Source organism: Bradyrhizobium sp. SZCCHNGR1005 (genome assembly GCF_032489995.1).
Classification (GTDB): domain Bacteria; phylum Pseudomonadota; class Alphaproteobacteria; order Rhizobiales; family Xanthobacteraceae; genus Bradyrhizobium.
In genome coordinates this window covers 1-13,307 of the sequence record NZ_JAUEZC010000012.1, presented here as the reverse complement: position 1 = coordinate 13,307, position 13,307 = coordinate 1, and the positions used below count along the sequence as shown (strand labels likewise).

Below are 13,307 nucleotides of genomic sequence, written 5' to 3'. Positions count from 1 at the left end.
CGGCGTTGCGGCTATTCCACCACCTTCGGCACCAGGAAGAAATGGTTTTCGGTCGCCGGCGCATTCTTGACGATGTCGTCGGCGATCTCGCCGTCGGTGACCACGTCCTGCCGCTTCTTCATCTCCATCGGAGTCACCGAGGTCATCGGCTCGACGCCTTCGATGTTGACCTCCGAGAGCTGCTCGACGAACGCCAGCATGGCGTTCAACTCGCCCTGCAGGTGCGGAACCTCTGCCTCGGAGACAGCGATCCGCGCCAGATGGGCGATACGGCGGACGGTGGCGGCATCGACGGACATTATATAAGGCCTCAGGCGGGAATTAGGAACCCGCCGTATAGCAGAGGCCGCTTTCGCGCCGCAACCGCGCCGGCCGGTGCGGCAGGCGAGATCGCGCGCGAGTCGCCCTGGCGTCAGCCCGCGATCCGGCGCATCCGCGCCTGCGCGTCGGCGGCCAATTTGCGCGTCAATTGAGCCGCTGGCAGCTCGCTACCGAGCGGCAGCGCCTGCCCTGCCCAAAGATTGGTGAAATCGACCCGGCCGAGCTTCTCGGCCGCGGCCTTCAGCGGCGCCAATGCAGTCGCTGCATAGGGAAAGGCCGGCGCATCCGGCGAGATCGGTCCCACCTCGCGCATGACGCGATTGGCCACGCCTCGTGCGAGACGGCCGGTCATCACATTGGTGATCACGGTCGTTTCATCGCTCGCCTGAGCCAAGGCCGCACGCGCCAGCACGCTGACTTTGGATTCGGGGCAACGCAGGAAAGCACTGCCGATCTGGACGCCGGCTGCCCCAAGCGCCAAGGCCGCCGCGATGCCGCGTCCATCGGCAACGCCACCCGCCGCGATCACCGGCACCTTCACCGCATCGACCACCTGCGGGACCAGCGCAAATGTGCCGACCTGTTCGGCTAACTTCTCGGTCAGGAACATGCCGCGATGGCCGCCGGCCTCCGCACCCTGCGCGATGATCACGTCGGCGCCGTTCTGCTCCAGCCATACAGCCTCACGCACCACCGTCGCCGAAGCCAGCACCAATGCACCGGCCGCTTTGACGCGCTTGAGCAGCGCGCGCTCGGGCAGACCGAAGTGAAAGCTGACGACTTCCGGCTTCAGCTCCTCCACCACGGCGCACATCGCCGCATCGAAGGGCGCCCTGTTGGCAGCGTTGACAGGCGCAGCCGGATCCACGCCCAACTCATGGTAATATGGCGCGAGCCGCTGCTTCCACCCGCCTTCGCGCGCCGGATCCGCTGCCACCGCCTGGTGGCAGAAGAAGTTCATGTTGATTGGGGCAGAAACGCGCTGGCGGATGATGTTGATCTGCTCGCGCGCTTTCTCGGCCGAGAGCATCGCGCAAGGCAGAGACCCAAGTCCTCCACCCTCGGCGACCGCGATCACCAGCTCGGCATCCATGACGCCGGCCATCGGCGCCAGCACGATCGGATGTTCGATCTTGAGAAGGTCGAGGAGACGGCGGTCGGGCCACATGGTCTGATCCTGCTGCTGAGGTCGCGGCTGGCGGGCACGGCGTGAGACGCCGAAGCACCGAGCCTGCGCTGGACGCCAAGTGTAGGCGGGTTTAGCCTTCTCAATAAATGAATTGTTGAGAACGCTGCCATCACGAAAAGAAAACGAGCGCCATGGAACTGAACGATCTCCTCACTTTCGCGACCGTGGCCCGCACCGGCAGCATCACACGAGCCGCAGAGGCGCTCAACACCGTGCAATCGAACGTAACCCAGCGCGTGAAGGCGCTGGAGGCCGAGATCGGCACCGTGCTGTTCGAACGTCACAGCCGCGGCATGACGCTGACCCCAGCCGGACGGCGGCTGCTCCCCTACGCGCAACAGATGGCCGCGCTCGCGCGCGAAGCGCTGCTCGCAGCACGGGACGACGGCACGCCCAAAGGCCCGCTGGCGATCGGCTCGATCGAGACCACCACGGCGGTCCGCCTGCCGACGCTGCTCGCCGCCTTCCATCGCACTTATCCCGAAGTGGCTCTCAGCCTGCGGACGGCCACGACTGCGGACCTCGTCACGGCGGTGATCGAGGGGGCGCTCGACGGCGCCTTTGTCGTGGCTCCGATCGATCATCCCGAACTCGCCAGCGTGACCGCGTTCAGCGAGGAGCTGGTGATGGTGGCACCAAGGCAGTTCGACAGCCTCGCAAGCTTGCGCGCCGGCACACCGGCCTCAGGTCCGACCGCGCTGGTGTTCCGCACCGGCTGCACCTACCGGCAACGGCTGGAGCAGATCTTCAACGATTTCGGTTGGCCAACGGCCGCCCGCTTCGAGCTTGGCACGCTCGACGGCATGATCGGCTGCGTCGCCGCCGGCATGGGCGTGACCCTGCTGCCGCGCGCCGTGGTCGAGCACAGCGAGCTCATCAAAGATATCAGCCTGCACACGTTGAAGCCCGCCTATGCGCGGGTCGAGACATTGTTCATCCGCCGGCGCGCCGCCCATCCGTCGAGTGCGCTTGCGGCCTTCATGGCCGGCCTGGCCAACAGGGATCACGAGATTGCGGCGTGACGCATGCGGCAACGACTTCACATGGAGAATGAGGCTGGCATTCCGCAACGTGAAATGCCGCCGACAGTTTTGTGACGCGCCGATGCGTGTGTCGTGCGGCGTTCCAGCGCAGTGCAACGCACACGCTAAAAACATTTTGGCTCGCGCTCCGACACTACGTTAGGATGCAGCGCTGGCCAGCGCGAACCACAAGCATATGTCCACATCGGGAGGATTAGCGATGCGCAACACGTTGGTGTTGTGCTGTTCGATCGCCTTGTTGGCTGCGGTCGGAACGGCAAACGCGCAAGAGAAAGCACAAGACTGGACCAAGTCGAAATGGGGCGCCGACGACGAAATCGGCGCCGCGAACAACATGACGCCGGACCTCGTCGTCAAGGCGGCCTCGCTGGTGAAAACCGGCAAGACCTACCCACTCGGCATGATCGTCGACACCAAGACGCCGGCCTATCCGCCGCGCAGCTTCAAGATCACGATCGTGCAGCCGGGACAGGCCGGCAGCCCCGGGCTCGGACCGAACAAGGCGACCTATAACGACGACATCATCGACACCTGGGTCGGCATCGGCAGCCAGATCGACGGGCTCGGCCATCTCGGCGTCGAGCACGTCTACTACAATGGCAACAAGCTTGCCGATTTTGCCGACCCGACCGGGCTGAAGAAGCTCGGTGTGGAGAAGATACCGCCGATCGTCACCCGCGGCGTGCTGCTCGACATGGCGGCCTACTACAACACCGACGTCGTCAAGGAAGGCACCGCCTTCAACAGCAAGGAGATCGAGGAGGTCGCGAAGAAGCAAGGCGTCGAGATCCGCCAGGGCGATGTGGTGATCTTCCATACCGGCTGGCTCGGCCTGGTCGGCAAGGACGACAAGCGCTACAGCGCCGGCGAGCCCGGGCTTGGCGTCGACGGCGCCAGATACCTGACCTCCAAGGGCGTGGTGGCGATCGGCGCCGACACCTGGGCACTGGAAGTGCTGCCGTTCGAATCCCCGAACATCTTCGAGGTACACCAGATCCTGCTCGCCATGAACGGGACCTACATCCTGGAGAACATGGATACCGCCGCGCTTGCCAGGGACAAGGGCTACGAGTTCCTGTTCGTACTGGGCCAGCCGCGCTGGCGCGGCGGCGTGCAGGCCATGATCAACCCGATCGCGATCCGCTGATCCTCTTAATCCCACTTTGCTTGGCGGGCATGGCACATCGCCGTGCCCGCTAGGTCGCGATCGTAAACGTCCAGTCGATCCCGATCGCGGCCAGGAATGCCGGATCGTGGCTGACGACGACGAGTGCGCCGTCAAAGTCGCGCAGCGCCCGCTCGAGAATTTCGATGGACTCAATGTCGAGATGATTGGTCGGCTCGTCCAGCAGGAGCAGCCATGGCGGCCGTTCGCCTGCGAGCACGCAGGCCAATCCCGCCCGCAACCGCTCGCCACCGGACAAGGTGCCGACCGCCTGCAGCGCATCGGCGTTGCGAAAGGCGAACCGCGCGCACGCGGCGTGAGCAGCCTGCGCGTCGAGGGCCGGATTGAGCCGGCGGACGTTGGCGAGAATACTCTGCTGCCCGTCAAGCAGCGCCACGTGCTGATCCAACATCGCTCCTCGTCCCTCGACATGGCGTACCGTCCCGGCTGCGGGGACGATCCGACCCATCGCCAATTTCAGGAATGTGGTCTTCCCGGCACCGTTGGGTCCACTGACCGCGATCCGGTCGGGGCCGGTGATGCTCAACGTCCACGGACCAAAGGTCCGATCGCCGATCGCTACGGTGACTGCCTCCATCGCCAGAACCTCGGTTGATCTGCCAAGACCGGTTGGCGGCATGTCGATGGTCAGTGGCGTCAAGATTTCGATCTTCGCCTGCGCCTGCTCCGCTTTCTCGGCAGCATCCGAGACGATCCGCTCGGCAAGACGCTGCGCACGGCCACCGCTGTTCTCGGCGTGCTCCGCGCGGGCGCCGAGCGCAATGCGCGGCGCCGATCCCCGCGCGGCGGCCGCGCGTCCGGTCCTATCCCGCCTGTCCTTGGCTTCGCGCTGGCGTTGAATTTCCTCCCTGGCATGACGCAGTTGCGTGTCGGCCCGTTCACGTTCGGCGGTGGCACGCGCTCGGGCCGCAGCCCGCGCTTCTGCGAACATCGACCAGCCGCCACCGACGATCCGTACGCCGATCGGCGTCAGCTCGACGATGCGGTCCATCATTTCCAGCAATTCGCGATCGTGGCTTGCGACCAGCACGCCGCCTCGCCAGCTCCGGATCAGCGACTGGATCGCCGCGCGCCCGGCCGCATCGAGATTATTGGTGGGCTCGTCGAGCAGCAGCAGATCCGGCGCCTCCAGCAGCAAGCGAGCGATGCCGATCCGCGTCCGCTCGCCGCCACTCAACGTTCCCATCGCGCGATCGAGAGCGATCGCGGCCAGGCCGACATCGCGCAGCGCGGCCTCGATCCTGGTCGAGAGCATCCAATCCGCCGCATCCAAATCGGCGTCTTGTGCTTGTCCGGCCAGGACGCGCTCGACCACCTTAAGGCTGTCGGCGACGCCGAGCGCCTCGGCAATGGTCCAGCGCTCCTCCCAGCCTTGCGCGAGCGAGCCGATGGTTCCGAAACGGGCGATGTGCCCCGCCGACGGCTCTGCCGATCCGGCGATGATCCGCAGCAGGGTCGACTTGCCGGAGCCGTTGCGGCCGACCAAACCGACGCGTTCGGCGCCGATCGAAAGCGTGAGATGATCGAAGAGAGCTTGCCGGTCAGGGCTGGCGGCGGCGACCGCCTCGAGCGTGAGGAAGGTTGGCATGGATGACCGTGGGTTCGGAACAAACAAGGCGGCTTGCGATGTTGATCCGGATATCCACGGCACCACTCCTCTTCAGGGTTCGACATATAATGTAAGCCGATCCGGACACTGGAGCAACCGGGCGGCGTACAAGCTGGCTCGCCACGCGCCTGCGTGCTAAGCGCATCGTCATGCCCGCTCCCATTCTCCCCCTCGTCGAAGCCGCCGCGCTCTGGCCCGAACGCGGCGCGCTGATCGGTCTCGATCTCGGCACCAAGACCATCGGCGTCGCCGTTTCCGATCCGGATCGCAAGCTCGCCACCGGCGTCGAGACCATTCAGCGCAAGGCCTTCAAGGCCGATGCGGCGCGGCTGCTCGCCCTGGCATCCGAGCGCAAGGTGGTCGGTTTCGTGCTGGGCCTGCCCATCAACATGGATGGCAGCGAGGGCCCGCGCGCGCAATCGACCCGGGCCTTCGCCCGTAACCTCGCTGGCCTCACCGACCTGGCGATCGGGCTCTGGGACGAACGGCTATCGACCGCGGCGGTCGAGCGCGAACTGATCGGCATGGACGTCAGCCGAGCCAAGCGTGCCGAGGTGATCGACACCCATGCGGCGATCTTCATCCTGCAGGGCGCGCTCGACCGCCTCGCAAAGTTGCGGAACTCCGGGCTGTAGGACCGCGGCTCAGCTATGGCCGCTCGCAAGCCACATGGTCTGCACCACGGCGGCGAAGTTGTTGAGCCCATGCAGCCCGATCGTCAGCAAGGTCGAATGGCTCAGGTAGCGCAGATAGCCGAACCACAGGCCGAGGCAGAACACCTCGAAGAAGAAGTACCAATCATACTGCAGATGCAGTGCCGTCCACACCAGCGATGACAGGATGATCGCGCCTGGCACGCGCAGCGCAGAATCCGTCCAGCCGCGATACAGGAATCCGCGCGCGAACAATTCCTCCGAGATCGGCGCGGCGATACAGAAGGCGATCACCAGCAGCCAGACGGTGCCGTCGCCCTGCGCCGTCTTCAGGACGTCCAGCATGAAGCCCGGCGAGACCTCGTGACCCGTGGCGCGCGACATCAGGTCCCAGCCCATCACGATGGCGATCATGCCGGCGATGCCGAGCGCGAGATATTTCCACGAGGTCCGGCGCAGCCCAAGGTAATCGGCGAACCGCGTTCGGGTGTGGCGAACCGCGAGATAGACCGCGAGCAGCACCGCCGGCACGCCCATGATCACCGACAGCGAGATGGTGAGCCCGCGGCTCACGACATGGATCAGCGCACTGCTGTCGACCGGGCCATCCTGCACCAGCAGGAAATAGCCGACGACAGCGACCTGCCCGGCAAACAGCGCGACGAAGATCGCGACGCCCCACAATGCCGTGAGCCAGAAGCCAAGCGTCCGCGGCTGCCGTTCGGCCTGGGCGACGATGGCAGGCTCATTCGAGGGCGTGAGTGAATCCATAACAGCACTTTCGGGCGTGTTCATCACGGCAGCGCACGCTCCAGCAGCGCGCGGATATCGGCGGGATCGAGATCGATGGCGCCGTACATGCTGGGATGGGTGGCGGCAAGGCGGGTTGCGGCGAACAGCTCGGCGTGCCGCGGATTGATGGGGTTCAGCGCGGCGGCGGCCGCCAGCAGAGCGAGCTTCTCCACCGCAAGCCGCGCCACGCGCTCGCTATCGGGCCGCCGGAAAGACTGCGCGATGAAAGCGACGGCCTCCGCAGCGCCGGGAAGGCCATGGGTCTCGCCGGCCAGCGATGTGAGGATCGCAGCGGCAGCCTCAGCCTCGCGCGACAGCGCGCGCAGGACATCGAGGCACATCACATTGCCCGAGCCTTCCCAGATCGCATTGACCGGCGACTCCCGGAAATGACGAGCAAGAATTCCGTCTTCGACATAGCCGTTGCCGCCGAGGCATTCCATCGCTTCGTAGAGAAAGGGAGGCGCGCTCTTGCAGACCCAGTATTTGATCGCCGGCGTCAGCGGCCGCATGTAGGCCGCCTCGGTCGCGTCCGCCGGCGTGCGGTCGAACGCGCGGCACAACCGCATCACCAACGCAACGCTCGCCTCGACATGCAGCGCCATATCCGCCAGCACCGACTGCATCAGCGGCTGATCGGCAAGATGCTTCTGGAATACGCTGCGATGTCGCGCGTGATGCAGCGCATGTGCCAGCCCCGAGCGCATCAAGCCGGCTGAGGAGATCGCACAATCCTGCCGCGTCAGCTGCACCATCTGGATGATGGTCCTGATCCCCTTGCCCGCCTCACCGACCGGCTGCGCATAAGCACCGACGAACTCGACCTCGGAGGAGGCATTGGAGCGGTTGCCGAGCTTGTCCTTCAACCGCTGGAATTGGATCGCGTTCACCGATCCGTCGGGCGCAAAGTGCGGCATGAAGAAGCAGGTCAGCCCCTCCTCCGCCTGAGCGAGCACCAGGAAGGCATCGCACATCGGCGCCGACATGAACCATTTATGCCCGGTGATGCGATAGCCGTCGCCCGCACGTTCGGCCCGCGTCATGTTCGAGCGCACGTCGGTGCCGCCCTGCTTCTCGGTCATGCCCATGCCGAGCGTCATGCCGCGCTTGCCCCACCACGGCGCAAAGCTTGGATCGTAGCTGCGGGTCGCAATCACCGGCATCGCTTTGGCCAGAAGGTCCGGTTGCGAGCCTAGCGCCGCGACCGCGGCGCGGGTCATCGTGATCGGGCAGAGATGGCCGCTCTCGACCTGCGAGGCGATGTAGAACTTGGCCGCGCGGATGACCTCGGACGCGCCGCCCGCCGGCCGGCCCTGTTCCGTCCAGGTCGAATTGTGCAACCCCGCATGCGCCGAATGCGCCATCACCTCGTGATAGGCCGGATGAAACTCGACCACGTCGCGGCGAAAGCCCTTGGAGTCATAGGTGCGCAGCTTCGGCGTATTCTCATTGGCGAGCCGGCCGCGCTCAGCCATCGCAGCCGAACCCCAGTGACGGCCGAAATCCGACAGCTCCTGCTCGGCGCTGATACCGCCATTGGCCCTGACCGCCGCGACGAGCGGCTGGTCGGCAGTATACAAATTCACGTCCTCGAACGGCGGCGACTGGTTGAAGACCTCATGGGTCGCGAAGGGAGACTGGGTCATGGCCGTGTCCTCGATCGGATCAATTGCGGCGTGGCAGACACTCGCAAATGCCTACCAGACCGGACGCGAATGTTGGCGCCGGAACACCGGCATAGTTCACAAAGCCTTGCCGCGCCATCGCGGCCCTCGATCGTGGTTCGCCGGCGCGGCTTGCGACAGCGTGATACCTTTTGCCGCGGCATGGGCATGCTCGCCCCGGGTCGACCGTCCCCTTTCCGAGCGACTGGGCGTGAGCATGAAGCCGCGCTCGGACCCGCCATCAGGAAGCAACAAGCGAGCCGTCGGGGCCGCGCACGAACCGAACCGGGGATAACTCGGAACCGCGGCTTTCGCCCTTGCCCCATGTGGAAACCGCGCCTATAGCTCTGGCTTTAATGACAGCCTCATCGAAATCCACATTCGTCCTCGGACACCGGCATCTGCTGGGCATCGAGGGCCTTTCCGCTACCGACATCACCGGTCTCCTCGATCTCTCCGAGGAATATGTCGAACTGAACCGCCAGGTCGACAAGAAGCGCACGGTGCTGCGCGGCCGCACCCAGGTCAACCTGTTCTTCGAGGCCTCGACAAGGACCCAGTCCTCGTTCGAGATCGCGGGCAAGCGGCTCGGCGCCGACGTCATGAACATGTCGGTGTCGTCCTCGTCGATGCGCAAGGGCGAGACCTTGATGGACACTGCGGTCACCTTGAACGCGATGCATCCGGATATTCTGGTGGTGCGCCACCACGCCTCCGGCGCGGTGGAACTGCTCGCGCGCAAGGTCGACGGCTCCGTGATCAATGCCGGCGACGGCGCGCATGAGCATCCGACGCAGGCGCTGCTCGACGCGCTCACGATCCGCCGCAACAAGGGCCGGATCGAAGGTCTCGTGGTCGCGATCTGCGGCGACGTGCTGCATTCGCGCGTGGCGCGATCCAACATCCTCTTGCTCAACACGATGGGCGCGCGCGTCCGCGTCGTCGCCCCGTCCACGCTGCTGCCATCCGGCATCGAGCGGATGGGGGTGGAGGTCGCGCGGGACATGCGCGAGGGCCTGAACGGCGCCGACATCGTCATGATGCTGCGGCTGCAGCGTGAGCGGATGAACGGCTCCTTCGTGCCGTCGTCGTCGGAATATTTCCAGTATTTCGGGCTGGATCAGCGCAAGCTCGCTTACGCCAAGCCCGACGCGCTGGTGATGCATCCCGGTCCCATGAACCGCGGCGTCGAGATCGACTCGATCGTCGCCGACGGCGCGCAATCCCTGATCCGGGAACAAGTGGAAATGGGCGTGGCAGTGCGCATGGCGGTGCTGGAAGCACTCGCCCGCAACCTGCCCAACGCGTAACAGCTCAATCGGACGAAATGCCATGCTGACCGACCGTCGCCCGATCCTGCTCGCCAACGCTCGCGTGATCGATCCATCCCGCGACTTCGATGGTCTTGGCGACGTGCTGATCGCCGACGGCGTGATCCGCGATCTCAAGCGCGGCATCGGCGCGGCCGGCGTTCCCGAAGGGACCGATGTCATCAACTGCTCCGGCAAGATCGTCGCGCCCGGCCTGATCGACATGTGCGCCTTTGTCGGCGAGCCCGGCTATGTGCATCGGGAGACCTTTGCCAGCGCGAGCCAGGCCGCAGCGACCGGCGGCATCACCACGATCATCTGCCAGCCCGGCACCGAACCCGTGATCGACAATTCGGCGACGGTCGACTTCGTGCTGCGCCGCGCCCGCGACACCGCGATCGTCAACATCCAACCGATGGCGGCGCTGACCAAAGGCCTGCACGGCGAGGAGATGACCGAGATCGGCCTGTTGAAGGCGGCCGGCGCAGTCGCCTTCTCCAACGGCGAGACGAGCGTCACCAATGCGCTGGTGATGCGGCGCGTACTGACCTACGCACGTGATTTCGATGCGCTGATCGTGCACCACACCGAGGATCCCAATCTCGTCGGCGAAGGCGTGATGAACGAAGGCGAATTCGCTTCGCGGCTCGGGCTGTCGGGCATTCCGGCAGCCGCCGAAGCGGTGATCCTGGAGCGCGACGTGCGCCTGGTCGCACTGACGCGCGGCCGCTATCACGCGGCCTCGCTCAGTTCGAGCGACTCGCTCGACGTCCTCAAACGCGCCCGCGATGCCGGGCTTGCCGTCAGCGCCTCGGTCTCGATCAACCACGTCACATTGAACGAGAACGACATCGGCCCCTACCGCACGTTCTTCAAGCTGTCGCCGCCATTGCGCTCCGAAACCGACCGGCGGGCGCTGGTCGAGGCGCTGGCCTCCGGCCTCATCGATGTCATCATGTCGGACCACAATCCGCAGGATGTCGAGGTGAAGCGGCTGCCGTTCGCGGAAGCGGCGAGCGGCGCGATCGGGCTGGAAACCATGCTGCCGGCGGCCTTGCGCCTCGTGCACAATGGCGAACTGACCTGGACCGCGCTGATCCGCGCGATGTCGACCCGGCCGGCGGAACTGTTGGGCCTGCCCGGCGGAACATTGCGGGCGGGGGCGCCTGCCGATATCGTCGTGATCGATCCGGACGTGCCGTGGGTGCTCGATCCCGCCGATCTGAAATCCTCGTGCAAGAATACCCCCTTCGACGAGGCGCGGTTCACGGGACGCGCGGTGCGCACGATCGTCGGCGGCCGCACCGTGTACGAGCATGTCTGACACGAGAGCCTGCACAGGAGCGTTGAACAAGGGAGTGCTGTGTCATGGGAGCTGAGGCGTTTCTCCCCGTTGCCCTGGTCATCGGCTACCTCCTGGGCTCGATCCCGTTCGGGCTGATCCTGACGAGGCTTGCCGGCACGCAAGACCTGCGCAGCATCGGCTCCGGCAATATCGGGGCAACCAACGTGCTGCGCACCGGGCGCAAGGGGCTCGCCGCGGCCACATTGCTCGGCGATGCCCTGAAGGGCACGGCTGCGGTGGTGATCTCGGGCTATCTGGGCGGCCCCAATGCGGCGATGCTCGCCGGTCTCGGCGCCTTCCTCGGCCACCTCTTCCCGGTCTGGCTGAAGTTTCGCGGCGGCAAGGGCGTCGCGGTCTATATCGGCATCCTGCTCGGCCTGTTCTGGCCCGGCGCAATTTTCTTTTGCCTGGTCTGGCTCGCAACCGCCTTCGCGTTTCGCTACTCGTCGCTCGCGGCGTTTGTTGCAAGCCTGCTCACGCCGATCATGCTGTGGGCATTTGGCCACACCGCACTCGCAGCGTTGTTTGCACTTCTGACGCTGCTGTTGATCTATATGCATCGCGAGAACATCAGGCGTCTGCAGGCCGGCACCGAAAGCAAGATCGGCGCAAAGAAACAGTGACCCGCATTGTTACGGGCGACGTACATTTGACCCCGTAAATCACAGCGGCAGCGCAGCAACACCCATAGCAGATCCGGACTCAAATCCGCGCGGGACTCTGGCGGGAATCATCATTGCCTGTCATGATTCACGCATGTGGTTTCGCAAGCCCAATTCCAGCGGTTCATCGGCCACACCCGATCACCGTACTGAGCAGGAGCCGGTGCCGCAGCAGGCGGTGCCCGTGCGCTCCAGCGCCAGCGCGCTTCTCTCGGCCGCCCAGATCTGGTCGACCGGGGACGCCACGAGCCCTGCCGCGCAAGTGACGGAGCCGGCTGCGGCCACCAACGTGCCACCATCATCCCAACCGTCGCAGCCGGAGACCGTGGTCGCCGAAATGATCCTGGCGACGGGTGCGAAGCCTGCGCTCGCGGCTGAACCGAAATCGGCCGCAACGGACGCCAAACCCGCGGCGACGCCGGAAAAATCGCTCGCCGAGACGATCGCAACCCCGGCCCTCTCGCCGGCACCGCGGATCTGGCCGCCGCGCAAGCTCTCGCTGGCGCTGCAGGGCGGCGGCAGCTTGTCGGCATTTGCCTGGGGCGTGCTGGAGCGCCTGTTGGAGGAGCCTGCCTGCGATTTCGACACGATCAGCGGCGCCAGCGCCGGCGCGATCAATGCCGCCCTGCTCGCCAGCGGCCTGGCTGAAGGCGGCCGCGAGAGGGCGCGAGAACTGCTCGCGGGTTTCTGGAATGGCATGGCCAGCGAAGCCTCGTTCCGCTCGGTGATGCTGCTCGGCGGCTTCTCGCCGGCCGGCAGCTCGGTCGCATTCGGCCAGCATCTGCGCGCGGGACGGTTCAATCCGCTCGACATCGAGCCGCTGCACGATCTGCTTGCGGGCATCATCAATTTCGGCGCGCTGCAGAGCGCTGCCGCGCCGCGGCTCATAATTGCGGCGACGCGGGTCCGCGACGGCGGCCAGCAACTGTTCCGCAATACCGAGATCACGCCGGACGTGCTGCTGGCTTCGACCTGCCCGCCCCAACTTCACTGCGCGATCGACATTGATGGCGACGCTTACTGGGACGGCGGTTATGGGGCGAATCCACCGGTCGTGAGCGTCGCGCACGAATCCAGCGCAGCCGATCTGCTCGTGGTCCAGGTGACGCCGGCGCGCGACGCCTATGTCCCGGTGACTTCGGCCGCGATCGACCGGCGGCTCGACCAGATCACGGCCAATGCCGTGCTCAATGCGGAGCTTGCGGCGCTGGAATGGGCCCGCCATGACGGCCTGCATCCGCCGCGGATTCATCGCCTGGCCGCGGAGGACGAGATCGACGGCCTCGCCCAGCACAGCGCCACCGACCTCGGACACAGCTTCATCGCAATGCTGCATCAGCGCGGTCGCGATGCTTGCGAGCGCTGGCTGCAGCGGGCGCCGGCCGGCACGACGCTCGTTGCGCAGGAGATGCGCCCGGCCTTCCCGTCCGAGGAGGCTATCGAGGACGTGCTGGCCTAGGTTCTGTACTCATAAAGGGATTCCGTTAGCTGGCGAACAGTGATTCACTCCCGCAGAGATTTGGGGGGTGGGAT

The 13,307-nt window shown here is 65.7% G+C and carries 12 protein-coding genes; 7 read left to right on the top strand and 5 right to left on the bottom strand.

The window, feature by feature from the left end:
• Positions 1-11 precede the first annotated feature (11 nt).
• Positions 12-299, bottom strand: coding sequence for an Asp-tRNA(Asn)/Glu-tRNA(Gln) amidotransferase subunit GatC (gene gatC / locus QXZ85_RS31150; RefSeq protein WP_315703319.1), 288 nt, complete (start codon positions 297-299; stop codon positions 12-14).
• 113 nt (positions 300-412) lie between these two features.
• Positions 413-1,489 carry a nitronate monooxygenase family protein gene (locus QXZ85_RS31145; protein WP_315806612.1) on the bottom strand — a complete coding sequence of 359 codons (1,077 nt, stop codon included), beginning with the start codon at positions 1,487-1,489 and terminating at the stop codon, positions 413-415.
• A gap of 152 nt (positions 1,490-1,641) precedes the next feature.
• On the opposite strand from QXZ85_RS31145, the gene QXZ85_RS31140 reads away from it, so the two are divergent.
• Both QXZ85_RS31140 and QXZ85_RS31135 read left to right on the top strand, forming a co-directional pair.
• On the top strand, positions 1,642-2,532 hold the full coding sequence (locus QXZ85_RS31140; RefSeq protein WP_315744355.1) for a LysR family transcriptional regulator: 891 nt from the start codon (positions 1,642-1,644) through the stop codon (positions 2,530-2,532).
• A gap of 220 nt (positions 2,533-2,752) precedes the next feature.
• A complete protein-coding gene (locus QXZ85_RS31135) occupies positions 2,753-3,700 on the top strand; it encodes a cyclase family protein (protein WP_315703316.1) in 948 nt (315 codons plus the stop codon).
• A 49-nt stretch (positions 3,701-3,749) separates the two neighbouring features.
• Here QXZ85_RS31135 and QXZ85_RS31130 read toward each other — a convergent pair whose 3' ends face one another.
• Positions 3,750-5,327 (bottom strand): ATP-binding cassette domain-containing protein, encoded by a 1,578-nt coding sequence (locus QXZ85_RS31130; RefSeq protein WP_315703315.1) that lies wholly within the window; start codon positions 5,325-5,327, stop codon positions 3,750-3,752.
• 170 nt (positions 5,328-5,497) lie between these two features.
• Between QXZ85_RS31130 and ruvX the strand changes: the two genes are divergently transcribed.
• Positions 5,498-5,983, top strand: a complete 486-nt coding sequence (gene ruvX, locus QXZ85_RS31125) for a Holliday junction resolvase RuvX (RefSeq protein ID WP_315703314.1) — start codon at positions 5,498-5,500, stop codon at positions 5,981-5,983.
• A 9-nt stretch (positions 5,984-5,992) separates the two neighbouring features.
• On the opposite strand, the gene QXZ85_RS31120 is transcribed toward ruvX, so the two are convergent.
• Positions 5,993-6,772, bottom strand: coding sequence for a type II CAAX endopeptidase family protein (locus QXZ85_RS31120; protein WP_315703313.1), 780 nt, complete (start codon positions 6,770-6,772; stop codon positions 5,993-5,995).
• Positions 6,773-6,795: 23 nt separating this feature from the next.
• Positions 6,796-8,439, bottom strand: coding sequence for an acyl-CoA dehydrogenase family protein (locus tag QXZ85_RS31115; RefSeq protein WP_315769115.1), 1,644 nt, complete (start codon positions 8,437-8,439; stop codon positions 6,796-6,798).
• Between the two features lie 374 nt (positions 8,440-8,813).
• On the opposite strand from QXZ85_RS31115, the gene QXZ85_RS31110 reads away from it, so the two are divergent.
• The 4 genes from QXZ85_RS31110 to QXZ85_RS31095 all read left to right on the top strand — a co-directional run bounded on the left by QXZ85_RS31110 (position 8,814) and on the right by QXZ85_RS31095 (position 13,233).
• Complete coding sequence (locus QXZ85_RS31110) at positions 8,814-9,767, top strand: aspartate carbamoyltransferase catalytic subunit (protein WP_315703311.1); 954 nt, start codon at positions 8,814-8,816, stop codon at positions 9,765-9,767.
• 22 nt (positions 9,768-9,789) lie between these two features.
• On the top strand, positions 9,790-11,091 hold the full coding sequence (locus QXZ85_RS31105) for a dihydroorotase (protein ID WP_315730188.1): 1,302 nt from the start codon (positions 9,790-9,792) through the stop codon (positions 11,089-11,091).
• Between the two features lie 44 nt (positions 11,092-11,135).
• Positions 11,136-11,735 carry a glycerol-3-phosphate 1-O-acyltransferase PlsY gene (gene plsY / locus QXZ85_RS31100; protein ID WP_315730187.1) on the top strand — a complete coding sequence of 200 codons (600 nt, stop codon included), beginning with the start codon at positions 11,136-11,138 and terminating at the stop codon, positions 11,733-11,735.
• Positions 11,736-11,868: 133 nt separating this feature from the next.
• A complete protein-coding gene (locus tag QXZ85_RS31095) occupies positions 11,869-13,233 on the top strand; it encodes a patatin-like phospholipase family protein (protein WP_315769113.1) in 1,365 nt (454 codons plus the stop codon).
• The last annotated feature ends 74 nt before the right edge of the window (positions 13,234-13,307 follow it).